The sequence below is a fragment of the Chthonomonas sp. genome (assembly GCF_035294505.1).
Taxonomy (GTDB): Bacteria; Armatimonadota; Chthonomonadetes; order Chthonomonadales; family Chthonomonadaceae; genus Chthonomonas.
Window position 1 is genome coordinate 40,294 of record NZ_DATGKU010000163.1, and the last position, 23,042, is coordinate 63,335.

Annotated in this window: 21 protein-coding genes; 9 read left to right on the plus strand and 12 right to left on the minus strand. The window is 52.3% G+C overall.

The window, feature by feature from the left end:
- The first annotated feature begins 10 nt into the window (after nucleotides 1-10).
- On the plus strand, nucleotides 11-256 hold the full coding sequence (locus tag VKV18_RS09270; protein ID WP_324203923.1) for a hypothetical protein: 246 nt from the start codon (nucleotides 11-13) through the stop codon (nucleotides 254-256).
- Between the two features lie 99 nt (nucleotides 257-355).
- Here VKV18_RS09270 and VKV18_RS09275 read toward each other — a convergent pair whose 3' ends face one another.
- The 9 genes from VKV18_RS09275 to VKV18_RS09315 form a co-directional block, all read right to left on the minus strand.
- A complete protein-coding gene (locus VKV18_RS09275) occupies nucleotides 356-649 on the minus strand; it encodes a YggT family protein (protein WP_324203924.1) in 294 nt (97 codons plus the stop codon).
- A 4-nt stretch (nucleotides 650-653) separates the two neighbouring features.
- The gene (locus VKV18_RS09280; protein WP_324203925.1) at nucleotides 654-1,373 is read right to left on the minus strand and encodes a tetratricopeptide repeat protein; all 720 of its coding nucleotides are present in this window, start codon (nucleotides 1,371-1,373) and stop codon (nucleotides 654-656) included.
- 123 nt (nucleotides 1,374-1,496) lie between these two features.
- On the minus strand, nucleotides 1,497-2,690 hold the full coding sequence (locus tag VKV18_RS09285; RefSeq protein ID WP_324203926.1) for a HEAT repeat domain-containing protein: 1,194 nt from the start codon (nucleotides 2,688-2,690) through the stop codon (nucleotides 1,497-1,499).
- A 109-nt stretch (nucleotides 2,691-2,799) separates the two neighbouring features.
- Nucleotides 2,800-4,254 (minus strand): Asp-tRNA(Asn)/Glu-tRNA(Gln) amidotransferase subunit GatB, encoded by a 1,455-nt coding sequence (gene gatB / locus VKV18_RS09290; protein WP_324203927.1) that lies wholly within the window; start codon nucleotides 4,252-4,254, stop codon nucleotides 2,800-2,802.
- 28 nt (nucleotides 4,255-4,282) lie between these two features.
- A complete protein-coding gene (locus VKV18_RS09295; RefSeq protein WP_324203928.1) occupies nucleotides 4,283-6,853 on the minus strand; it encodes a beta-mannosidase in 2,571 nt (856 codons plus the stop codon).
- Nucleotides 6,854-7,089: 236 nt separating this feature from the next.
- Nucleotides 7,090-7,680 carry a MarR family winged helix-turn-helix transcriptional regulator gene (locus VKV18_RS09300; protein WP_324203929.1) on the minus strand — a complete coding sequence of 197 codons (591 nt, stop codon included), beginning with the start codon at nucleotides 7,678-7,680 and terminating at the stop codon, nucleotides 7,090-7,092.
- A gap of 200 nt (nucleotides 7,681-7,880) precedes the next feature.
- Nucleotides 7,881-8,765 carry a DUF58 domain-containing protein gene (locus VKV18_RS09305; protein ID WP_324203930.1) on the minus strand — a complete coding sequence of 295 codons (885 nt, stop codon included), beginning with the start codon at nucleotides 8,763-8,765 and terminating at the stop codon, nucleotides 7,881-7,883.
- A 16-nt stretch (nucleotides 8,766-8,781) separates the two neighbouring features.
- Nucleotides 8,782-9,339, minus strand: a complete 558-nt coding sequence (locus VKV18_RS09310) for a TlpA disulfide reductase family protein (RefSeq protein ID WP_324203931.1) — start codon at nucleotides 9,337-9,339, stop codon at nucleotides 8,782-8,784.
- Nucleotides 9,340-9,443: 104 nt separating this feature from the next.
- Nucleotides 9,444-10,532, minus strand: a complete 1,089-nt coding sequence (locus VKV18_RS09315; protein ID WP_324203932.1) for an alanine racemase — start codon at nucleotides 10,530-10,532, stop codon at nucleotides 9,444-9,446.
- A gap of 179 nt (nucleotides 10,533-10,711) precedes the next feature.
- On the opposite strand from VKV18_RS09315, the gene VKV18_RS09320 reads away from it, so the two are divergent.
- The 4 genes from VKV18_RS09320 to VKV18_RS09335 all read left to right on the plus strand — a co-directional run bounded on the left by VKV18_RS09320 (nucleotide 10,712) and on the right by VKV18_RS09335 (nucleotide 15,519).
- Nucleotides 10,712-11,635, plus strand: a complete 924-nt coding sequence (locus tag VKV18_RS09320; RefSeq protein ID WP_324203933.1) for a proline dehydrogenase family protein — start codon at nucleotides 10,712-10,714, stop codon at nucleotides 11,633-11,635.
- 145 nt (nucleotides 11,636-11,780) lie between these two features.
- Complete coding sequence (locus tag VKV18_RS09325) at nucleotides 11,781-12,827, plus strand: GGDEF domain-containing protein (RefSeq protein ID WP_324203934.1); 1,047 nt, start codon at nucleotides 11,781-11,783, stop codon at nucleotides 12,825-12,827.
- A 180-nt stretch (nucleotides 12,828-13,007) separates the two neighbouring features.
- A complete protein-coding gene (lpdA, locus tag VKV18_RS09330) occupies nucleotides 13,008-14,480 on the plus strand; it encodes a dihydrolipoyl dehydrogenase (protein ID WP_324203935.1) in 1,473 nt (490 codons plus the stop codon).
- A gap of 4 nt (nucleotides 14,481-14,484) precedes the next feature.
- Nucleotides 14,485-15,519 (plus strand): BMP family ABC transporter substrate-binding protein, encoded by a 1,035-nt coding sequence (locus tag VKV18_RS09335; protein ID WP_324203936.1) that lies wholly within the window; start codon nucleotides 14,485-14,487, stop codon nucleotides 15,517-15,519.
- Between the two features lie 80 nt (nucleotides 15,520-15,599).
- On the opposite strand, the gene VKV18_RS09340 is transcribed toward VKV18_RS09335, so the two are convergent.
- On the minus strand, nucleotides 15,600-16,445 hold the full coding sequence (locus VKV18_RS09340; protein ID WP_324203937.1) for an HDOD domain-containing protein: 846 nt from the start codon (nucleotides 16,443-16,445) through the stop codon (nucleotides 15,600-15,602).
- 274 nt (nucleotides 16,446-16,719) lie between these two features.
- On the opposite strand from VKV18_RS09340, the gene VKV18_RS09345 reads away from it, so the two are divergent.
- The 3 genes from VKV18_RS09345 to VKV18_RS09355 all read left to right on the plus strand — a co-directional run bounded on the left by VKV18_RS09345 (nucleotide 16,720) and on the right by VKV18_RS09355 (nucleotide 19,604).
- Nucleotides 16,720-17,682: a hypothetical protein gene (locus VKV18_RS09345; protein WP_324203938.1), complete on the plus strand. Its 963-nt coding sequence runs from the start codon at nucleotides 16,720-16,722 to the stop codon at nucleotides 17,680-17,682.
- A gap of 69 nt (nucleotides 17,683-17,751) precedes the next feature.
- Nucleotides 17,752-18,546: a dihydroorotate dehydrogenase electron transfer subunit gene (locus tag VKV18_RS09350; protein WP_324203939.1), complete on the plus strand. Its 795-nt coding sequence runs from the start codon at nucleotides 17,752-17,754 to the stop codon at nucleotides 18,544-18,546.
- A gap of 32 nt (nucleotides 18,547-18,578) precedes the next feature.
- Nucleotides 18,579-19,604: a C39 family peptidase gene (locus tag VKV18_RS09355; RefSeq protein WP_324203940.1), complete on the plus strand. Its 1,026-nt coding sequence runs from the start codon at nucleotides 18,579-18,581 to the stop codon at nucleotides 19,602-19,604.
- A gap of 9 nt (nucleotides 19,605-19,613) precedes the next feature.
- Here the strand turns inward: VKV18_RS09355 and VKV18_RS09360 are convergent, their stop codons facing one another.
- Together VKV18_RS09360 and VKV18_RS09365 are read right to left on the minus strand one after the other, a co-directional pair.
- Entirely contained in the window at nucleotides 19,614-20,477 is an 864-nt protein-coding gene (locus VKV18_RS09360; RefSeq protein ID WP_324203941.1) for a sugar phosphate isomerase/epimerase family protein, read from the minus strand.
- 7 nt (nucleotides 20,478-20,484) lie between these two features.
- The gene (locus VKV18_RS09365) at nucleotides 20,485-21,501 is read right to left on the minus strand and encodes an SMP-30/gluconolactonase/LRE family protein (protein WP_324203942.1); all 1,017 of its coding nucleotides are present in this window, start codon (nucleotides 21,499-21,501) and stop codon (nucleotides 20,485-20,487) included.
- An 83-nt stretch (nucleotides 21,502-21,584) separates the two neighbouring features.
- Between VKV18_RS09365 and mnmE the strand changes: the two genes are divergently transcribed.
- On the plus strand, nucleotides 21,585-22,985 hold the full coding sequence (gene mnmE, locus VKV18_RS09370) for a tRNA uridine-5-carboxymethylaminomethyl(34) synthesis GTPase MnmE (RefSeq protein ID WP_324203943.1): 1,401 nt from the start codon (nucleotides 21,585-21,587) through the stop codon (nucleotides 22,983-22,985).
- The last annotated feature ends 57 nt before the right edge of the window (nucleotides 22,986-23,042 follow it).

Below are 23,042 nucleotides of genomic sequence, written 5' to 3' on the forward strand. Positions count from 1 at the left end.
TAGGATCAAAATGCCTAAAGTCCAATATAAACGGCTGGCGCTCGCCTTATTAGCCACATTGAGCGCAACCATAAGCCTTATGGGCTGCAACGTGGATAACACCATGTCGCCTGCGGACATAAAGCGCATGGAGAGCAAACCGCCTCCAGGAGGTCCACCACCGGAGGCACTCAAAATGATCCAAAAGATCAATGAAGAGGCCCAACAGAGAATGATGAATCAGACGAGACAACAAGCAGCTCCAGCTCATCCTTAAAATGGCTCACTTCTGAGCAAACCGCCCCGTTAGCAGCTCCGGGGCGGTTTTTTTTGATACTTAATCTTAATGGGGATACAGATACTTACCTATCAGTTACTAGGGGCCGATCAAACGTACCACCAACTGAGCCACAAATTGTAAGGCTATAATTAGAATGAGAGGTGACAAGTCTAAACCACCTAATTTCTCCGGTGGAACAAGCCTACGTATGGGAGCTAACATCGGCTCGAAGATGGAATCCAAAAAACGCGCTACCGGACGAAACGGCCCCAAATCCACGCGGAACACTTGAAGCCATGAGACGATCACATAGACCAACAAAAGCAGGTTTAGTAGGTTCAAGACCCACAGAATAATGCTACCTATCCCCATCGGTTCCCCGAAATACATTGTCCTATCCTCCCAAATGCTGCTGGGCCAGCTTTTCTTTCACGCGTTTCAGATGAATGCTTGCAATGGGGTCGTCAGGATACTGCGCTGCGTGCTCCCAAGCTGTTGCTGCTTTGCTCCATTCCCCTAACTGCTCGTAACAGTGGGCAAGATTATGCCATGTGAACCAAGGACACTTGAACTGAACGGCTTTTTCATAATACGGAATGGCCGACTTGGGGTCCTTCAAATAGAGCCAATAGAAATCCCCCATCTCATCGTACATATAATAGGTATCTGGATTCGCTGCAATACCCCGTTTCAGAGTAGCGATCCCCTCCTGTGCCCGATCGGTAGACCATAAAAGCCAAGCGTTGTTTGCGTAGGTCTCAACATTATGAGGATCACCCTGGGCGACGATCTGGTTGAGGTTGATACAGTGATTGTACTCGCCCGCATCGAAATGTGCATCGGCTTGTTCATACAGATCGCGTAACGCCTCTGCTGTTATGGCATCTGCCGTAGCCGGCTCGGCAGCCACGTCTCTTAATATCCGGCTACCAATCGCATCTACCTGTTCCGGCGTTTTGGCGTTTGAGAAAGAGACGGGGTGCGGCTTCTTATTGCCAGAAGGCCCCTCACCCAACGCGCTACCGATTATAAGGGTAGATGACATCAGGATGATTATCAAGCCGATACAGCGCCCGACAGCACCTCTTAAGCGGTCAATCTGGTCTTGGTACATAATCTCCACATCCTTGTTAAAATCCCACTCGCCGAAGAAATCCATTCAAACTAAGTATACGGTAAAATGAACGGATTCCCACAACTCTATTTTTGTCTACCACAGCCTGCACCTTGAGACTCACTACCGTTTGAACTGCGTTAATGCCCACTTGGCCGCCTCATGCACAATCGGGTCGGCGCTTCGTGAAAGTTTCTCAAGCGCAGGCAACGCACGCCTATCTTTTATACGTCCAAGGGCAAGCGCCGCTGCTTTGGGAATCGCATCGTCCGTATCGTGAAATGCGGCATAGATGAGGGCAGGCACAGCTGCCTTGTCACCAATAAGTCCTAACGCTTTGGCGCTCTGCTCCCGCACATCCTCGTTGGGGTCATGCAGGGAACGTATGAGTGCAGGAACCGCACGTCTATCACGCAACCATCCTAACGCCTGAGCGGAAGCAAACCGCACCAATACAAAGCGATCTCGCAGCCCAAAGATCAATGCCGGCACGGTGCTTTTCATTCCCAACCCTCCCAAAGCGGCGGCAGCTTGTGCGCGAAGATAGCGATTTTTGCCATACTTAAGCGCGTTGATGAGGGTGGATTCGGCACGCTTATCTCCCAAACGACCAAGAGCATAGGCAGCATAATACTTCAAATCAGGGTCGGTGCTCACCATCTGCATCCGGTGTAACAAAGCGGGCACCACACTCCGATTGCCGATCTGTGCGATAGAAACGGCTGCGGCGATCCGCACGTTCTCATTGGAATCTTGTAAAAGAGGCAACAGCCTATCTGCAGACGCGGCGTCACGCAGTCGCCCTAAGGCAACAACCGTCTCTAACCTCACACGCGGACTAACGTCCGTTAGCCTCCCCCATAAAACCTTTGCCGCACTTGGATCCCCTATCTCTCCTAGGGCGGTTACCGCCTCAACTCGAACGAGAGGTGACCTATCATTAACAGCCGTTTCGAGCGCGGGTAGTGCCCTTCGATCACCCAGAATCCCCAAGAGTTCTGCTGCTCCAGCACGGCGATAAACGCTTTGGTCTCTAAGATAGGGCACAAGCAACGGTGCCTCTTTGGGTTTTAGCGTATTGGCTAGCCCGCGCAACGCGTTGGCCCGAACAGAGGCAACCGGATCGCCTAAGGCCTTCAGCAGAGCCGGTATGGCGCGTGGGCTTTTCACCGTCGCCAGTGCCTGGGCAGCATCTACACGTAACGAGACCTGCGGTGAAGAGAGGGCATGGATTAACTCATCAATCCGATCGGCCCTGGCTGCCGTTACCGTCAGAACACCCCATAAGAGGCAAACTACCCACAGCATCACCGGCATCTTGCCCATTCTTCTGCGGGTAAAAGAAAGAGTGCCCTGTCTTAGAAGAGCATAGGCTCTCCTGGGAAACCTAGGTTCGGCCTTGAGAAGAAGGCATCTCAAGATGGGCCTAACGAACCTTTTGCTCGGCTGCCAAAATCTCATCTATCAAACGATTTACCTCTTTTGGATCGGCCTTGCCTTGCGAGAGCTTCATCACTTGACCTACAAGGAAGCCTTTTTTCTGTACGAGTCCTTTTTCCAAGATATCGGCCACAATCTTCGGATTCTCTGTAAACACCTGTTGAACCATCTGCCGTATCGCCGATTCGTCACGTAGCGTGATAAGCCCCTCTCGAGCCGCAATTTTGTCGGGGTCTTCCCCACTCTGGTACATATACTCGATGAGCGTTTTTGCGATTTTACCACTAATCGTGCCATCGGCTATCATCCGAATCATACTGCCGAGCTGTTGCGGCGTTATAGGGCAGGCATCTATCTCTTTCCCTTCGGCATTCAAAAGCCGACTCAAGTCGCCCATAATCCAATTGGCAGCGGCCTTGGCATCGCCGGCATGTTTCGCGGTTTCCTCAAAATAGTCGGCGAGCGCCCTTGTCTCCGTCAGGTAGGAGGCATCGTAATCCGATAGGCCGTACTCGCGCATAAACCGTGCCTTCTTGACATCGGGCAGTTCCGGCATCGTGGCCTTTATCGCCTCAATCCACTCTGGGGTGATCTGCAGCGGCACCAGGTCTGGATCGGGAAAATAGCGGTACTCTTGCTCAACCTCTTTAGAACGCTGAGGAAATGTAGCCTGTCGCGCTTCGTTCCACCCGCGCGTCTCTTGCACAACCCTCTCTCCTCGTTCCAGTAAGGCGATCTGTCGTGCGATCTCATACTCTATTCCCTTCTGAACGGAGCGGAAAGAGTTCAAGTTCTTTATCTCGGTCTTCGTTCCATACTCTTTTGTTCCCTTTACCCGCACAGAAACATTTGGCTCACACCGAAGAGAACCTTGCTCCATCTTGCCATCGCATACGCCGATATAAGTCAAAATAGCTCGGAGCTTCACCAAATAGGCCCTCGCCTCTTCGGGTGTGTGGATATCGGGCGGAAAATCGGTTACGATCTCCATCAGCGGAACACCACTGCGATTGAGGTCAATGTAGCTTTCGTTTCCAGGCATATGAAACAGTTTGCCCGTATCCTCCTCTAGATGCACCCTACGAATACGTACCCTCTTAATCTCGCCATTGACCTCGATATCCAGATACCCGTTACGACCGATCGGCTCATCGTATTCGCTGATTTGGTAACCTTTCGGTAAGTCGGGATAGAAGTAGTTTTTACGGTCGAACTTGGCCTTCGGATTGATTTCACAGTTAAGAGCCAGCGCGGCCCGGATTACATGTTCCACCGCCTGCCGGTTTGCCACCGGCAAACTTCCCGGCATTCCCGTGCAGACCGGGCAGCAACGCGTGTTCGGCTCTCCTCCGAATTCGTTTCTACAGCCGCAAAACATTTTGCTTTCTGTCAGAAGTTCGGCATGGCATTCCATACCGATACAAGCCTCGTACTCCGTCATAGAACACTTCTACCCTTTCTTAATCTTCTTAAAACACTCTAATACGCAGAGCTTGACGTAGGGTCTCCTCTGAAATCGCTGCTTCCTCCAGCTCGAGCGAAACCTGCTTTTCCTCACCTGGACGTAAACAGAAAAAGTTATCGCTGAACCGTCCGGGCACTCCCCCCTCCAAACGCAGCCAGACATAGGGGGCAAAACGTTGTGCGCGACATCGTATAATCCATCGCTCGATTCCCCCAATAAGTTCCCACTCCAAGCCGGGGTCGGATCGAACGATATCTTTTGGCTCACATAATAGAATTAAGGACTCGGAATGCTTACCGTGTGCCCCTTCAAAACGCCCCCACGCAAAACTTTCTCGACGCATCGCTTCGGATAAGCCTAAAGATAAGCGGTCAACCTCCACAGCGCCATCAGCAGCTACCTGCACCTCATAAGACTTCTGCACGAGAACCTGCCCACAAAAATCGCAAACCTGTACATGCAGAACGCCCTGCAACGGTTCCTCCGAATCCTGCACGAGCCAAACCACAAGGGCATTCTCCTCTAAGAATAAAGATACCAGAAGCGGTGCGTAGGCGCGCTTGACAGCATAATAAGCCGCTTTTGGTACGCCCTCATAATCTATAACAGACCAGGACTGCACCGGCCAACAGTCGTTCCATTGCCAAAAGAGCGTGCCCCGACATCGCGCCTTATTTCGCCGCCAATGCTCAATGCCACAACGCAGTGCCTCTGCCTGATTCAACTGTGAATAGTAGACAAGGTCTTCCAACTGACGGGGGTAGGGAAAATGGAGAGCGATCAACCCCAAATAGGTCTCATACCCTTTTCGGGTCTTATCATGCCATCTTACGGCAGGCGAATGGGCCCAGCGCATCTCGGGTGAAAGCCACCGTTCCCAACAAGTTAAGCTGCAAGAGGAAGCGAACCCAAACTCGGAAATGAAGCGGCCTTTATCCTCGCGATAGTGCACCCAGTCGCCGGCACCATGCCATACGTTCCAGTTATGCCGATCTCCCCTCTCTTCACTGTTTGGGTTCTCCCCTCCATAAGGTGATCCAGGCCAGTAAGGCCGATCAGGGTCCTCCTCCGCCACAACCCTAGGCAGTATCTCCTCATAGAGCTTCTCGCCCAAAAATCGTGCCGGGAGATTCGACTTACCGACCCAGCCATCATAATGCATCTGCTGGTTCTCATTGTTCCCACACCACAAGGCCAGCGAAGGATGCAGGCGCAAACGACGAATAGCCGTCCGGGCTTCTGCGGCCGCCTTCTCAGCATACTCGTCCGTATCTGGGTAGTAGGAACAAGCATAAGGAAAATCTTGCCACACGAGGATGCCAAACTGATCACATAACGAGTAAAACTGCTCGGACTCATAAAGCCCACCCCCCCATACCCGCAGCATATTTATACCGGCATCAGCCGCTTGACGTAGGAGATTATAGACGGAGTCTGCGTCGGTATGGGTAGAGGCCGAGTGTTCAGGAAAAGAACTTGCCGGAATCCAGTTTGCTCCCTTCATAAACAGCTCTCGACCGTTTACCCGAAATCCAAAACTCTCACCGTATTCGTCCGGCTGCCTCACAAGCTCTACTTTTCGCAAACCTATCTGGCAGCGAGCAACATTTAGTGTTCGTCCCTCGCACTCCAGAATCCACTCTGTCCTATAGGCAGTTCCCCTTTCACTTACATCCACACACCCATTAGGCCACCATAAATGGGGCTTCTCAATCGTTACATCTAGACTGGCCTCCATATGCTGCGAATCGGGCGGTATCTCCGTTTCGCCAAAGATCGTGCCGCTCTTTCCGCGCATTCTCACCTTTAGAGTCAGAGCATGCTGCTTCCACTGAGGATTGCGCTCGACCTCTGCATATAGCCGCACGATAGCCCGCTCCTCTGACAACGAAAGTATCTGGTATCGAAGATGCAGGAAGCGCGCTACCGGCACAAACAGTAATTTCACGTCTTTCCAAATTCCACAAGAAACCAACTCTGGGCCCCAATCCCAACCATACATGTACTGAGCTTTGCGAACAAAGGCTCGCGGCCCCCAACTAAACCACTGTTCGGGGAGCGTAACGTTGCCAGCCTTGCCCCATGCGTGTAAACGTTCGCGGCCAATACGTAGCGCTGAGTAGAATCGAACACGCAATACGTTCCTCCCCGCCTCCCCGTCCCCATAGTTCAAAAGCTCCCTCACCTCAAACTCGTGGGGCACAAACATATTATCCACCATCCCTAAAGGCCGACCATTCAGCTCGATTTCGGCAACTGTATCGAGTCCTTCAAAACAAAGATAGACAACTCCATCTGGTAGGGATTCTAAGAAGAACACTCCCTCATATTCCCAATCGCGCTCGTCTACCCACTGCACGCTGCGTTCCTGGAGATCGATATAGGGGTGCGGTATCGCCTTCTGCCGCAACAGGTCTAGGTGTACAAACCCCGGCACCGATGCCGGCAGCCAATCAAGCTGTGTGGACGGAGAAACATTCGGACGAGGAACCTCGCGAAAACGCCATATCGCTCCGGCTCCGGTAACCAGTGAGCGCGAATGCACCCCCACAACACGATCTACAGCAGGCACCATCCTCTCCTTTTCGAACTCCTCTCTGGCTCACGCGGTACTGAGACAGAATACCCTGTCAGCCCTGACAAATTATACCAAAAACAGAAGGTCGTCCCCCTGAAACGAGGGACGACCAACTTAAAAAAAACAGGACGACCTCTTCTACGACGCAAGCCGACCAGCATTACGTCGCACCTACATCCCAACACTTTCTAGGAGGAACGGTTAGCCAACGGGCATAAACAGGTGATAAGGGACTAACCCAGACGCTGCCCCCCCTTGCGTCTCATCCCATATCGAGGAGAGGGTGCATACCAGTCCGCCACTGTGGGTGCCGTCCGCAAAAGCATCTGTAGCGACTGTAAAAGGGCACGACGCCTCGCCTGAGGAAGTTGCGCCAAGGCTGCTTCGGCACGTTGTACACGCAAAGCTCTGCGCTCCTCCATCAGTTGTCGCCCCTTTTCCGACAGCTGCAGCATGCGCGTGCGCTTGTCCTGGTTCCCTACCATCCGTACCACGAGTCCGGCCTGCTCCAAACGATCTGCAAGCTGTGTAACCGCACTTACCGTGATGCCCATCTCCTCGCTTAACGACGAAAGGTTTCGAGGGCCGTACTGCAGCAGCGTGCACATCCGCAACTGGGCAAGCGGCATCTCACTGGTGGGATGATCCAGAGATAGCGCGTAAAGCCAGCGCACGAGATAAGGCAGCAGCTCTTCTAGTCGCTCCGCCTGCTCCCGCAACGACAGATCGTCACTTTGAGGAGCTAATGCAGACAACTCCTGCGCCGTTACCGGCGATCGCTCCCACTCCTCAATGTCGCCCATGAAATGCTTCACTCGAGACATGATCCAGGTACCTACCTATAAACGAGTTTGAATTTGCTTTGCATGGATAGCAGCATCCACACTTTTAATTCCTCGAACGAACCTACCACACGTCTGTTCGTTTGAGTTCTTTTCTAGTATACCAGATCGCATTTTATTTTGCAAGTCGTTCTCAAAAATTTATACTTAGGCCACATTATATCCTTCTCCCGCACATGAGATTAATGTAATAAACCCATCCTTCGTAAGGAGCGTAAAGTCACCTCCTCCAACGACTGCTCGGAAGAGATGCGCAGATAATCTGCACCATATCGGCGACAATAGGCGGCAATCTCCCCGCAAAAACTATCTAACGTTTGCCGGTAACGCTGCAAAAGTTGAGGCGTTATGCTGAGTTCGCGGTTTTCACTTGTTTCGCTATCAATAATTCTCAAGTCCCCCCTTAACACAGGCTCTATTTCGTCAGGAGCCAGCAGGTGTAACACGGTTACCTGAAAACCTCTGGCAAACAGCGATTTCAAGCCATCACGCCAGTGTGGGTCGAAAAAGTCGGAAATGACCATAGCCAGCCCCCTACTTCGCGTCCCAGCAGCAAAGCGATGAAGGGCTACCGCAAAGTCGGTTCGCTCCGCAGCCTCCAACTGGCGCAGATAGGCAAAAAGGGGCGCGATCCCAACCCTTCCCCGCTGAACAGGCAAAGGTTTCTCCAGTGAGGATGAATAGGGCTGAACGACCACTCTATCGTAATTAACAAGCCCGATGTATCCTACTGCTGCCGCAAGCCGTCTGGCATAGTCTATTTTGCGTGGCTCTCCGAACCCCATTGAACGACTACTATCCACCAACAACGCCAGGAAGAGGTCTTCCTCTTCGACAAATAGCTTAAGATAGAAACGCTCGCTTCTAGCCGCCATATTCCAATCCACATAACGCAGATCATCACCTGGGATATACTCGCGATAATCGGTGAACTCCACGCTGCTCCCACGACGTGTGGAACGTTTCTCGCCCTTCATCTGGCCCGGAAACGGTTTCCTACACACCAAGGATAGTTGCTCAAGCTTTCTTAGAAAAGCGGGATCAAGCAGTTGGGCTTCGGTCGGCATGACTGTGTCCTCTTATCTATTTCTTTGATAGTCGGCTCTTTACTGCCAGCAAATCGCGTATCTCTAACTCAAGCTTAGTGGGGTCAATTTGCCCCACAATACGCGCTCTCAACCTGCCGGCTTTGTCGAAAACGTAAGTCCGAGGTATAGCCCCGTCCATCTTCGGATCATAGGGCTTTAAAAACTGTAGTGCGTCGTTGGTGGAAGCGATATAGGCAGACATCGGTGCACGGTGCTTTTTTAAGAAAGCGACAACTTGCTTCTTATCGCTAGGCTGATCCACCGATACCGCTATCAAGCGCAGTCCGTGAGATGTATACTTTTTGGCCAGTGCCACAAGCTCTGGGAATTCGGCGACGCACGGACCACACCATGTAGCCCAAAAGTTGATCAACACCACATGCCCGTGTAGGGCATGCAGCTCTTCCCGCAAAGCTTTCGGCGTCCCAGCCTTCACAACTATCGCCTGATTTGCAACTCTCGCATGCGGATGCTTAGGCGGGCTGGCGCTCGCCGCAGGTCCCCCATAGAGCGCGGTTAAGAGGCTTGTGAAACAGACTAAAAATTTTTTCACCTGTCATACCCCCTTGCCTTAAACTTTTGACTTCTCATACGCAAATCTCATCTAGCCCATCGTCACCGCACATACCAAAGAGCGAGGTGCGGACTCCTGCCTTCCTAAAGAAACTTCCCTCTAGCCTTGATCTCCCAAACATCCTCCACCTCCTCTCCCTTCACCACATACATGCGCTCGTGCAGATTCACACAAGTGCAGGCATGGTTCGGCACAATTCTCACCTTATCTCCCACCCGTAATCGGGTGCCTCCTTCGGCCTGCAAATGCCCATGCTCCTCACTTGCTGCCACAAAACGCAGAGAGGGGTCTTCCAAAATCTCCCCCATCGTCTGATCGGCAAACGGCTTATCACCGGCCAAGGCTTTGGTGCCAGCATCCACAATAACCCGGCCATCCGGTCGAACGCTTGTCACCGTTGCCAGCACCGCTAGGGCACAACTCTCATGTGGCGCTCCCCGCGCCACCTGCATGCGATCATTAAAAACGTAAACCCCGCACCGCAACTCATCAAGCCCCGGAATCGGAGCGGTAAACCGCGCCCCCGGAGTGGAACCGACACTGACAACAGAAATTGGAATCCCTTGTCTTACGAGACTTTCTCTTAGATCGATCAACTCCTCTGCCATCTTCGCGATCGCAGAAGCGCGTTCTTGATCGCTGTTTGCCTGGTAGAGATGTCCCTCGTAAGTAAAAAGGCCGTCCAATTCCAGATTCGACAGCCGCGCGAGGGCATGTGCCACCTCCATCGCCTCGTCCTTTGTGCGAACGCCGGCCCGATGCAAGCCCGTATCTACCTCTAACCGCACACCGATGCGAACGCGCGCACGCTTAGCTGCCTCATTCAGAGGAACGGCTACCTCCAGGCTATCCACCCCAACCCGAACCTTGCAGTTGCGTGCAAGCCTTACTAAGCGTTCTAACTTGTGCTCTCCTACAACTTGGTTAGCAATAAATAGTTCCGTGCACCCTGCTTCGGCGAAAACCTCCGCTTCACCTAACTTCGCAACGGTCAAACCTACCGCCCCGGCGGCAAGCTGCATATGGGCGATCTCCGGTGTTTTATGGGTCTTCGCATGGGGTCGCAACATCTTGCCATGACAACGAGTTAGCTCTGCCATGTTACGGATGTTGGCCTCCAACCGCTCGCGATCAACAAGCAGCGCAGGTGTATCAAGCGCGTGATATTTCAACTGCCACTCCTCTAGTGACTTCTTTTTTTACTTAATTTCTCCATTCTATCCACATCTCCTTCTTTGAAACCTCCGTTGTGCTTCCATACGTACTCCGAAATGAAGAGGGTTCAAATGGTATCCTTATGCTTAAGTTTAACAAGAGCCTTGCCGAAACTTCTCAATGAGGAGAGTTTCTCATGCTAACCCGTACCCTTCTACTGCAAATGGCCCAAAATCGTGGCCTCGAAACTTTCGCCCGCAAAAACTCCCTTGCAGTCCGCATCGCTCGGCGTTTCATTGCCGGGGAGACCCTTGAAGAGATCGTAGAACCCGTCCGTGCACTGAATCAGGCCGGTATGACCGCTACCCTCGATTATCTTGGCGAAAGCATCACCTCCCCAAAAGAGGTTGAACAGGTTGTTACCACTTACTTCAATCTCATGAGCCTCATCCGCCGAGAACAGTTGAAAGCAAGCATCTCGCTTAAACTCACTTCGCTTGGCCTCGATATTGACCCCGATCTTGCACAACGAAACCTCGACACCCTGGTGAAGGCAGCACTGCCCGACCTATTCATTCGTATAGACATGGAAGGCTCTGCCTATACGCAAAAAACTCTCGACATTTTCTACACGATACTCAAAAAACGACCGGAATATCAGAACCATCTCGGTGTCGTCATTCAGGCCTATCTCTATCGCAGCGAGGCAGACATCGAGGAGTTGATTCGCCTTAAAGCACGTGTCCGATTGTGCAAAGGGGCCTATAAAGAGCCACCCGCCATCGCCTTTCAGAAACCGGACGACATCCGTGCTAACTACCTCAAACTTATGCAACGTCTTCTGCTCGAGGGGAACTACCCGGCCCTAGCCACACACGACCTGCAACTAATCACCGCGGCGAAACTTTTTGCCAAAGAGCATAACATCTCGAAAGACCGATTTGAATTCCAGATGCTCTACGGTGTTCGACGCCCTCTCCAACAGCAGATCGCAAAGGAAGGTTACAACATTCGCATCTACACCCCCTTTGGCGATCATTGGTACCCCTACACAATGCGCCGACTGGCCGAACGTCCTGCCAACCTCTGGTTTGCCCTACAAAGCTTTTTGCGAAGATAGAGCCTGATCTAACGTATAAAACTGAGGACGGGCCGACTGAACTTATTGGACTTTCAATCGGTCAATATCAGTAGAATGCAGCCAATAGGATAAGTCGGTGACCGCAGTGTACAAACAGCCCCCTTCTGGGGATGAAAAGTCTATCATGAAGAAATGCACAGGAGACACCGGAGAACCGGTGTTGCAGATGATTACAGCTGCTGAGAAATCTAGCCGCCCAACCCCACAGTTCACCAATGTCGCCGATATCTATGAACTGGTAGCTACTGCGATAGATGACGTCGTGAGCCTTCACACACTTAATGGAGCCTTCCTGTTCGTTAGTCCTTCAGTCCAGAAAGTCCTTGGCTACCTTCCTTCTGAACTTATGCATAGCGCTATTACCGACCTTGCGCACCCCTCCGATCTCAAACGTCTGCGTCCCCTTGCGTTGATGCAGCAGAGCCGTAATAAAACGCGTACGATCGTTTGGCGATGCCGTCATAAGGACGGGCACTTCCTTTACCTAGAAACAAAGGCTACACTTCTTGTAGACAACGAGGGACGTCCCGAGGCCATCCTTTGCGCCTCCCGTGATGTAACCGAGCGCGAGAATCTCTTAGCTAAACTTAACGCTAGCCGAAAAGAGCTGACCCGCCAAAAGCGCGAACTGGAACGCGTGAATGCTCGGCTTTCTACCCTAGCTACTATAGACGGCCTTACGGGCTTAAAAAACCATCGTGTCTTTCAGGAACAACTCGAGATCGAGTTCCGCCGAGCAAGGCGCTATCAACTGCCGCTCTCCCTGCTCATGCTCGATGTTGACCACTTTAAACTTTATAACGACACCTATGGCCATCTCGCCGGGGATGAAGTCCTTCAGCATGTGGCACGCCTGCTGACTTTAGTGGCGCGACAGACAGATTTCGTCTGCCGGTATGGTGGTGAAGAGTTTGCCGTCATCTTACCTAACACCCCTGCCGATGGAGCTTTAGCACTCGCAGAAAGGTACCGCACCACGATCGCTTCGGAGAATTGGGCTTTTCGGCCCATCACCATCAGCATCGGCGTGGCCTCCCTTACGCCGGAGATCCAGCATCGCGCTGAACTCATAGAAAAAGCGGATCGCGCGCTCTATCACTCCAAGCAGAACGGACGCAACCGTATTACCCACATTCGCGAATTAGAAGCGCTGCTGCAAGCCGCCAGCTAATCCTACAAACGGCACTCCTCTCCGTTCTCTACATTGACCTCCTCAGAAAATGTGTGCTATACTTTCAACATGAGGTCAACGTGTCCCTATAATACTATCCTCTTCACTCTCATAACCTGCGTTTCTACTGCCTTTGTACACCGATTCCAGAAACAACAATCTTCGGAGAACTAACAACTTATGACGTCGCCATCCTCCTTTGATGCCGATGTAGTCGTGATCGGCTCCGGCCCAGGGGGCTACGTTTGCGCCATTCGTGCCGCTCAACTTGGTGCCCGAACCGTCTGCATTGAAAAAGAAGACGCCGAATGGGGTGGAACCTGCCTTAACTGGGGCTGTATCCCAACCAAAACCATGATCGCTAGCGTCGAGCGACTGCATCACGTTAGGCAGGCCGACGTTATGGGGGTGCAGATTCAGGGTACCATCGCCTTCAATTTCGATGTGATGATGCAACGCAAACAAAAGGTCGTTACCACGCTCCGCAAAGGAGTGCAATCTCTCCTTAAAAGCAATCACGTGCGAAGCATCATCGGTACAGGCCGCTTCAAAGATGCCCATACTATCGAAATTACCAAACCCGATGGCTCCACAGAGATCGTTACAACCCAAAACACAATCATTGCCACCGGCTCAGAGCCGATCTTCCCTCCTATTCCCGGCCTCGAACGGAATCCCAAAGACAAGCGAGGGGAAAGCAGTAACGGCATCTGGACAAGCGATGAAGCGGTTTCCGCCAAAGAATGCCCAAAACGCATGGTCATTCTCGGAGCGGGTGCTGTAGGGCTTGAGTTCGCCTATACCTTCCGTGGACTTGGTGCGGATGTAACCGTTGTAGAAATAGCTCCCGAAATCCTTCCTACCGGTGATAGAGAGATCGCCGCAGAGCTTCGAAAGGCATTGACCCGACAGGGTATCACTTTCCATATCAACTCAAAAGTAACCGCCGTTCAACACAAACGTTCCTCCCGCTTGGTCACCATCGAAGACGGGAACGGCAAGCAGATGGAAATAGAAACCGATGTCGTTCTCGTGGGCACCGGACGGCGCCCCCGCATAGCAGACCTCGGCCTTGAAACCATCGGAGTTCAAACGGTCACCGACGGCCCTCTCTCGCGCCGTGGCATCGTGGTGGACGAGTACCTGCAGACCAATGTGCCCCATGTCTACGCCATCGGAGATGTAACGGGCAAGCAACTTCTCGCCCACCTCGCCTCACATATGGGCATCGTGGCTGCCGAAAATGCAATGGGGCACAGGGTTAAAATGGACTACCGTGCCGTTCCTGCCCCCATTTTCACCTCACCCGAAGTGGCATCCGTAGGCCTCACCGAAGAGGAGGCACGCGACAAAGGATACGATGTGGTTATCGGCCGTTTTCCGTTTCGTCCCCTTGGCCGTGCCATGGCTATCAACGAACAAGAAGGCATGATCAAGGTGGTCTCGGAAAGAAAATACGGCGAGGTACTCGGCGTGCATATCGTTGGCCCTTATGCCACGGAGCTGATTCACGAGGCCGTAGTCGCCATCAAGCTTGAGTCGACTGTCGAGGAGCTAATGTCTACTATTCATGCGCATCCAACGCTTTCCGAAGCCATGGGCGAAGCGGCCCTAGATACCCAAGGGATTGCCATTCATAAACTGAGACCCTAGCCCAATGCAACGTCGTCACTTACTCGCCGTGGCCTTACTTCTGCTCGGTGCCGCCCTCGCCACTGGGTGTGCGAAGGCGCCAACCGCGCCCAAAATCGCCGCCCTGGTGCTCGATGTCGGTGGGCCTGATGATCGCTCCTTCAACCAGAGCGCCATCAACGGCCTTAAGTGCGCCCAACAGAAGCTGCACCTCGCACCAGACTCTCTGAAATGGGTCGAATCCCACAGCCCCTCCGATTACCAAACTAATCTTACCAACATGGCCCGTCAAGGTTATAAAGTGGTTTTTGCCGTAGGCTACGCCATGGAAGATGCCCTTAAACAGGTGGCTCCCCAGTTTCCTAACACGAAATTCGCCATCATAGATGACCCCGGTCCTAATCTCCCTAACTGCGCCGGCCTCGTTTTTAAAGAACAAGAAGGCTCCTTCCTTGCCGGTTTCCTGGCCGCTTCCATGAGTAAAACAAAGAAAATCGGTTTTGTGGGTGGGCAACAAATCCCTCTCATCGAGAAGTTTGAAGCGGGCTATCGGGCCGGGGCGGAGACTGCAGACCCCTCGGTGAAAGTCACTGCAACCTACACCGGCGATTGGAACGATGTGCTCAAAGGGCGTAGTCAGGCCGAACAGCAGTTTGCTGCCGGAGACGATATTATCTATCATGCCGCAGGAAAAGCGGGATTAGGCGTTATCGAGGCGGCCAAGGCGCGAGGGCCGGGCTATTTTGCTATTGGAGTTGACCAGGATCAGGACTATCTTGCCCCAGGCCGCGTTCTTACCAGCATGGTCAAGCACGTAGACCGGGCGGTTTGTGATACCATCCAACGTGTCGTAGACAACCGCTTCACCCCCGGTGAGCATATCTACGGACTGAAAGAGGGTGGCGTCGGACTAAGTGAGATGCGGTATACGAAACAGCTTATTCCACCTGCTGTTCTGAAAAAATTGGCGGTCATTCAGCAGATGATCATTGAAGGCAAAATCGTCCCCCCCACCTCGCTCGCACAGTTAAAAACTTTTCATCCGCCTCACATTCCCTGAAGCTTTCTCTCTCCTGCAACGCATGCCCAGATATAACACCTCAAGGCTTCGTACGCTCTTGTCCGTAGCAACATCTTGCCCTACTGTTGAAAGCTCAGCTTCGCAACCTCCGCAGCGATGATTTTCGCAAGAGCATCGAACTGTTCAACATCCAAATCCAGTTCGGCCACTACAGCTTCATCAAATCCTGCGTCAGCCTCGCCAAGAATGCAGGTTATCCCGGCACGATGCGCCAAAGCGTTGCCCATATGAACGAGCAAGGCAAGCGTATCAGGTTCCTGCCCGTATGACATCGGGTCATGATGATTCCCTATAGCCTCATGATACACAGCCGGCAGCTGCCAACGGCCTGCAACCAACCTCCCACACTCTTGATGCGTAAACTGCATGATGGCATACTCCGCCTGAAATTGAGTTAAGTTTTCCGATTGCACCGTCTCATGAACCAGATTCATCTGTAATGGCAGAAACATGTAGAGCGCAGGTTTGCCTATGTCATGCAACAGCCCTGCAATGAAGGCCAGCTCGGGATCTGAGTAATGGATCATGGCTGCAAGTATCTTACAACTACAGGCCACCGCCAGCGAATGCTGCCAAAACGATTGCGAATCGAAGAGTTTGTGAAGGCGCCTTCCGTTGAGAGAACAATGGAAAGCGGCCGTAATACAGATGGAGCGCACGGTGTTGATCCCAAGTCGCGCGATCGCCTGCGACAAATTGGTCAGGCTTCCATCACCGCCATAATAAGCAGAGTTGGCCGCTCGCAGAATATTTGCGGCTAACGCGGGATCACGTAGGATAATACGTTCATATTCGCGAATATTTGTATGGTGATCGGCCATCCCCATGATCTCGCTCGCTGCGCTCGACAGCAAAGGCAGGGATGGCGTGCGTGCAATCCGTATTTCGAGTTGAGAAAGCTCCATGTTTCAAACCCTATACCGACTTTGTGATCTATTTTCGGCACTTTTGTGCTACCGAATGAGACCTTTTTTACTTAAACTCCTGTGCTGTTTTCTGCCACTTGCCCAATCTCAGCACGCCCTCTGCCTCCCGCTCACATCTCCATCCTACTGCATCATGAGGCGGCTCTTAGGTAGCTCCTCCCTATTAATCTATCAAACAGCCACCCTAAAAGAACTTGGGAAATTAGTTCCTCTCGATAAAACGACATCCATTTTTAACCCCCACGATCGGCAGATGTATCATTTTGAACTTTTGGGCTACACGGCCCCCTTTGAAGACAACTCACTCCGCTTCCGCATCTATGCTCCTGACACCTCGGATGCCGAGCTTGCGGACAAAGTAGGTCGTTTTTACCTGTTTCTCTACCATGAGGTACACCAACATCTCCATTTCGATCATCCAGCCCAACAACCGGTTTCTGTTTGGCTCTCCCCAACAAACTATGCAAATGCCGACGTTGGCGGGGAACAGTTCCGAGATCAAATTTACATTTACAATATCTACGCCAAACGCTCTTCTATCGAATGGTGCCGCGAGCTGGCTCATGAATATGGCCACTACATTCTTCCCGGAGTAACCGGCTACACAGCCCCAGAACCGTGGGCAAACGGCGTGCTTGGCGAGCGACTCTTTCTCTACTGGCTCTCGCGTGATATGATAAATGGCGAAATACCTTCGTCTGGCCTCCCATTTTGTACTCGCGATGACCTCACAGCTTATCTCAATCTTCAAATCTTCCCGCTTATCTCTCGCATCGCGTTTGCTCCACGCTTTTCCTCCGCTTGGCTCTCACGCACGGATGCCGTAGGAATGGATAACTACACCGCTTTTTGTCTCTACATTGACGCCGTCTATGGAAGTCACACACTCCTCGAAGCGATGGCCTTTACCCAACCTTCGGCGAATAGTCCACTGGTCACTGCGCTCGATTTTATGAACGGCTTCTACAAAGCCATGCAGAATCTCTCCTCTATCACCATCTCAACGCCCCCAATCCCTCAATCGTTCCATCGCCTGTTGCTCTACCTGCCTGCAGGCCACTGGCACATATCGGGGAATACGGCATGGCAAGTTGCCGATCCGAAACTGGTCATCAAAAACCATCTCCTCCTCGTGCCGCAAGCGGGATGGTATGCAATTCGCTTCTCAGCCCCGCCCTCTTTAATCACCCTGACTCTCCCACGCCCATCGAGGTAAACTAAATGTATGCACTCTACTCAAGATTCATCCATAACGGCAGCGCCCCCTCTTCCTCGACAGGAGATTATGGCTAAGATAGTGACGACCAGACGCATTGCGCAGAATGCGTTTGAAATGGTCTTCCATGCTCCCTCGATCGCCCAGACGGCACAGGCCGGACAGTTTGTCGAAATCCTCTATGGACGAGACTACGCCCCTCTGCTCAGGAGACCTTTCAGCATCTATCGAGTAGACCGTCTACAAGAGACCTTCAGCATCCTGTTTCTTGCCCGCGGCTCTTTTACCTCCGGCCTTTCCGAAAAACGGAAAGGAAGTCTTGTCTCCATCATCGGCCCGCTGGGGCGCCCGTTTTATTGGGATGCCTCACAACCTAGACAGCATATCCTAATTGCTGGTGGCATTGGTGCTCCTCCCCTCTATTTCTTGGCCCAAACGCTCCACAATGAGCGCGCCTATCGGGAAGTTGGCGAGATTATAGTTCTTAACGGCGCCCGCACCCGTAGTCTATTGGTAGGTCTCATTGAATTTAGCCGACTCGAAGTCCATCTCTATGCCCTCACCGACGACGGAACCCACGGAGAAAAAGGGCTTGTTACCGATCGCTTGCGCACCCTTCTGGAACAGCCCTCTCAACTACCACGCAGCCTCTATGCTTGCGGGCCTACCCCTATGCTGAAAGCCGTGGCAGCCATCGCATATGAATTCAATGTGCCTTGTCAGGTATCCGTTGAAACTTCAATGCCATGCGGTATCGGGTTTTGCAACGGATGCGTTGTCGCACAAAGTACGGCGCAAGGAACACATTATGTGCGTGCCTGCTGGGACGGCCCCGTCTTCGACGCAAACACGCTCGTTTGGTAGCCTATACCCTTAGATGCCGGAGAATTGTAGATATGAGCCAGGAATATCGTGGAACCGTTTTTGTTGAAATAAAGGAGCAGCAACTTATTCCTTCAGAATCGGATGGTTGGGTCTCACCGCAAATACAACTGCCCCTGCTTGCCGACCAGCTTATTCTCTCTTGGAACGTCATTATGCCGCTGCAAACCGGCATCACCTTAGAAATCCGCGCCTTTTGCCACGACCATTGGACATCCTACTACACCGTCGCCCACTGGACACAAAGCCCTCAGCGCTTTCCGCGGCAGAGCGTTGCCGGCCAATACGATAGCGATGGAACTATGGATACGGATATCCTGCGTCTCAACAGACCGGCTTCAAAAGCCCAACTTCGCCTCACCTACCGAGGAGTAACCCCACCACACTGGACTTTTCTCGCGCTGTGCGCCACCGATACGCAGGCTTCCTTCAACGAACTACCGCCCTGTTCAGAGGCTTGGGGTCAGGAACTGGTCGTGCCAGCAAAAACACAGCTTGGTTGGGAAGAGGGCGCTGGATGGTGTAGCCCAACCAGTACGGCCATGGTGCTGGCCCATTGGGCACACAAACTGCAACGCCCCGACCTCGTTTATGAGGTTCCGGAAGTGGCCGCAGCCGTTTACGACCCTACATGGCATGGAACCGGCAACTGGCCGTTTAATACCGCCTTTGCCGGGGCACACGCCGGAATCCGTGCCTACGTATCCCGCTTTAGCGATATCTATGAGCTTGAACAGTGGATTCTTGCCGGCGTTCCCCCCATCGTTTCCGTTTCCTACGATCTTCTTAAAGGAAAACCGGAAGCCCACGATGCTGGTCATCTTATGGTATGCATCGGCTTTACAAAAACAGGAGACCCTATCTTCAACGATCCCTACTATCGCCCAGAGCAGGGCGAAATGTGTCGGCGAGTTTTTCCTCGTTCGAACTTCCTAAGGGCTTGGAACCACTCTCACAAAACGGTCTACCTGATCTATCCTCAAGACCATCCTATTCCTGAAGATCGTCTACATCATTGGGCATCCCCAAACACCGGCTAGATCAAGCGCCTATTCATCGCCAAAGGCCCTGTGCATAACGCTTCGCGTGGCAGCGCCAACCGTACGCAATCGCTCTTCATCCGAAGCCAGATAGGCCAATTCGGCTTTGAAAGGCTCCGGGGTTACCGGCCCGTCGTATCCAATATGTCGCAGGGCACGCAGAAAGTTGGCGATATCAATAACTCCGGTCTCTCCAGGGAGCGCACGTCGGTTGTCAATCTGTTCTTCACGGGGTATTCCGTCCGGCGCATCGTTGATATGTACATAGACCACATCCTTTTTGTGTAGCTTTCGTATCCCCTCAACGGTTCCTCCAGAGGTATACCAATGCCAACTATCTAACAGCAACCCCACGTTCGGCCCAATGGCTGCGGCCAACTCAAGCATCTTCTCCATCGTGTAAATGAAAGGATAAAGATGATTCCTTCGTGAAGTTGCCGGGCCGATGAACTCCAACCCTAAATGACACCCCGCCTCTGCCAAAATCTGAGCGATGGGCTTGAATCTCTCCACATGAAACCGCCAGTTCTCCTCAAAGGTCAGCACATCCGATGCGGGCGGCACCCATGTAGCCGTACGATGACAACCAATGGCGGCAGCAGCTTTTGCTAAGCGCGGGAGCTGCGCCAAGCCTTCCCGCCATTTTGTCTCCTCACCACGCCAGTCCACCGGCAATCCGAATGCGCCGGGGCGGATGGCAGCATGAGCAAACAGGCTTTTAACATAATCTGCTCCCTGCTTTTCCACAAGGTCGGCCACCTCAAAGGGGTTAAACTCCACCCCCTCAAACCCGCCGATCCGCGCGGCTTCGATGGCCTCCTTCAAATTGGTAACGCGAACTCCGATAGCCCCCGGAGATAAACAGGTGAACATCTCTCTCTTAACCTCCCTTTGCTCTATTTGGTGGCGCACAAAAAAGCGTTAAACCTGCTACCTTGACCCGTATTTTGTAGAGGGAATTGGTGCCAGGATCGGTTATATAAAGCGTTCGCATATCCCTACCCGCGAACTCTAGATTCGTCGGCCCCTCATCCCCCTCCCCACGGTTCACCGGTAACTGAACTCTACGGACGATCTGCCCCTTTCCGTCTACCTCTAACACCCGATGCTGCCCATAATGGGCGATCCATAAATGCCCTTGCTTGTCTATAGCCATCCCATCCGGGTGCCCGGGGCCATCTGCATCAAGCGTGGCAAACACTTCCGGTAAGCTGAGATGTCCATCCTTGAGAACACGGAAACGAATAATTCTGTTTAAATTATCCTCACAAACATAAAGCCATTTGCCATCCCCGCTAAACGCTATACCGTTAGGAAAAGCTAGCCCATCGGCTACCTTTATCGCCTTGCGAGCTACAATGTCTACCCGATAGATAGCTCCTATGCGGTGCGAAGCATCGGAGCCAGTGGGGTCAGTAAAGTAAAGATATCCCTTAGGGTCAAAAGCGAGGTCGTTTGGTCCACGGAAAGATTGCCCATCACAGCGGTCCACCACAAGCTCTTGGTGTCCATCTGGATAGATGCGTATAATGGCATTTCTTTCAAAATCGCACACGAAAAGAGAACCATCCCTAAAGAAGGTCATACCGTTCGTCTTGAGGAATGTGAATGGCTTATCTCCCTGGTGGTTCGCCCGATAGACGATCTCTACCCGCCCATCGGGCCCTACTTTGGTAACGTAATCCGCAGCACAGTTTGAACAGTAAATATTTCCCCGTCCATCATAAGCGGGTCCCTCAGGAAACCTAAAACCGGACGCTACAAGCACTAAGTCCGGATCGCCAGGAACGACAGTCTCTTGAACGTCTACAGCGTTTGCAGAGGTATAGCAGAAGATACTAAGGCCTATTGTCAGCCATACCCCACCCACGCCACTCTTTCCCCGCAAAACGAGCATGATGCAGTTCCCTTCTCGAAAACGTATTTATATTTCAGCGAGAACCGCAGATATTCCTGCAACCCACAAGTTGAAAGCTCTCTATGGAACAAGAAGATACTATCGTTGCTATTGCCACAGCTCTGGGCGAATCGGCCATCGCCATCGTCCGACTCTCTGGCACAACGGCTACATCTATTGCTCAGAAAGTTTTCCGCGGAAAGCGTAAGGAGGATATTACCCTCCTTCCAGGCTATACGGTTCGCTTCGGTCACTTTGTTGATCTACACGGCGAGACCATAGATCAGGGACTGCTTACCCTCTTTCGCTCCCCTCACTCCTACACCGGCGAAGATATGGTGGAACTGTCCTGTCATGGAGGACGTGCCATTGTTAGTCGCCTCCTGGAAACACTGATTCAGCATGGTGCCCGTTTGGCTGAACCCGGTGAATTTACTCAACGAGCCTTTTTCAATGGCAAACTGGACTTAGCCCAGGCAGAAGCGGTGGCCGATCTCGTTAAGGCGAAAACGGAACGTGCACGTCGGGCGGCGCTTAATCAACTTGAAGGCAAGCTGTCAAAAGTTATTCACCGTTTGCGTTCCGACATCATCGGCGCTTTAGCAGCCGTTGAGGTAACCATTGACTATAGCGATGAGGTAGGAGAGCTTGATTATTCGGAACTTGAGGTACGTTTAGCCCATATCTGCCAACAAGCTCTCTGTCTTGCCAACACCGCGCGCTACGGACGGATTCTACGAGAAGGCATGCGCGTGGCCCTTATCGGTCCTCCGAACGCAGGCAAATCTTCCCTCTTGAACCAACTGCTCCAAACGGAACGTGCCATCGTAACTCCTATCCCAGGCACAACACGAGACCTCATAGAGGAATCGCTATCCATTAACGGTATCCCGATCGTGCTTACCGACACGGCAGGACTTAGAGTCACTGCCGATCCCGTCGAGCGCATTGGGGTAGACCTTGCCCTAAAAACTGCCGAGCAGGCCGATCTTCTGCTCTTTATCGTAGATGTATCCGACCTATCCTCCCTGAATACTCTCTCTCCATTTCCTGCCGTAGAGAGCAAAGACCGACCAACCCTCTTTTTACTTAACAAAAAAGACCTCGTCACTAACGACACACTTGAACAAGCGGCCAACCTGGTGCACCAAAAGTTTCCTTATGTCACCGATATTATCCCGATCTCAGCCCTCACCGGAGAGAACATCGAACGGCTTCGAGACAAACTGCTACAGATAACGACCTCGAGTCTATATGGTGACACCGAAGAGGTTATGATCACTTCAACCCGTCATTCTCAAGCGCTTCAAGAGGCAGTTCATCACTTGCAAGAAGCTCTCGCCACAACACGTCAACAACTTCCTGGCGATTTCATTGCCTTAGACCTGCGAGAGGCTCTGAACGCCCTGGGTCAAATCACCGGCGAAACTGTAGACGATGAGATTATCCATCGCATTTTTCAAGACTTCTGCGTTGGCAAATAGCTCCACTCTCTATTGGCTTTCTCGACTACTATGCGGTAAAGTGTTATAACACACACC

Bases quoted from the DNA above. Each gene is read 5' to 3' on its own strand.
- gatB (WP_324203927.1), bottom strand. From the start codon at position 4,254: ATGACGGAGTACGAGGCTTGTATCGGTATGGAATGCCATGCCGAACTT.
- VKV18_RS09270 (WP_324203923.1), top strand. From the start codon at position 11: ATGCCTAAAGTCCAATATAAACGGCTGGCGCTCGCCTTATTAGCCACA.
- VKV18_RS09355 (WP_324203940.1), top strand. From the start codon at position 18,579: ATGAGCCAGGAATATCGTGGAACCGTTTTTGTTGAAATAAAGGAGCAG.
- VKV18_RS09335 (WP_324203936.1), top strand. From the start codon at position 14,485: ATGCAACGTCGTCACTTACTCGCCGTGGCCTTACTTCTGCTCGGTGCC.
- VKV18_RS09345 (WP_324203938.1), top strand. From the start codon at position 16,720: ATGTATCATTTTGAACTTTTGGGCTACACGGCCCCCTTTGAAGACAAC.
- VKV18_RS09340 (WP_324203937.1), bottom strand. From the start codon at position 16,445: ATGGAGCTTTCTCAACTCGAAATACGGATTGCACGCACGCCATCCCTG.
- VKV18_RS09285 (WP_324203926.1), bottom strand. From the start codon at position 2,690: ATGCCGGTGATGCTGTGGGTAGTTTGCCTCTTATGGGGTGTTCTGACG.
- mnmE (WP_324203943.1), top strand. From the start codon at position 21,585: ATGGAACAAGAAGATACTATCGTTGCTATTGCCACAGCTCTGGGCGAA.
- VKV18_RS09305 (WP_324203930.1), bottom strand. From the start codon at position 8,765: ATGCCGACCGAAGCCCAACTGCTTGATCCCGCTTTTCTAAGAAAGCTT.
- VKV18_RS09360 (WP_324203941.1), bottom strand. From the start codon at position 20,477: ATGTTCACCTGTTTATCTCCGGGGGCTATCGGAGTTCGCGTTACCAAT.
- VKV18_RS09295 (WP_324203928.1), bottom strand. From the start codon at position 6,853: ATGGTGCCTGCTGTAGATCGTGTTGTGGGGGTGCATTCGCGCTCACTG.
- lpdA (WP_324203935.1), top strand. From the start codon at position 13,008: ATGACGTCGCCATCCTCCTTTGATGCCGATGTAGTCGTGATCGGCTCC.
- VKV18_RS09320 (WP_324203933.1), top strand. From the start codon at position 10,712: ATGCTAACCCGTACCCTTCTACTGCAAATGGCCCAAAATCGTGGCCTC.
- VKV18_RS09350 (WP_324203939.1), top strand. From the start codon at position 17,752: ATGGCTAAGATAGTGACGACCAGACGCATTGCGCAGAATGCGTTTGAA.
- VKV18_RS09300 (WP_324203929.1), bottom strand. From the start codon at position 7,680: ATGTCTCGAGTGAAGCATTTCATGGGCGACATTGAGGAGTGGGAGCGA.
- VKV18_RS09325 (WP_324203934.1), top strand. From the start codon at position 11,781: ATGAAGAAATGCACAGGAGACACCGGAGAACCGGTGTTGCAGATGATT.
- VKV18_RS09365 (WP_324203942.1), bottom strand. From the start codon at position 21,501: ATGCTCGTTTTGCGGGGAAAGAGTGGCGTGGGTGGGGTATGGCTGACA.
- VKV18_RS09275 (WP_324203924.1), bottom strand. From the start codon at position 649: ATGTATTTCGGGGAACCGATGGGGATAGGTAGCATTATTCTGTGGGTC.
- VKV18_RS09280 (WP_324203925.1), bottom strand. From the start codon at position 1,373: ATGTACCAAGACCAGATTGACCGCTTAAGAGGTGCTGTCGGGCGCTGT.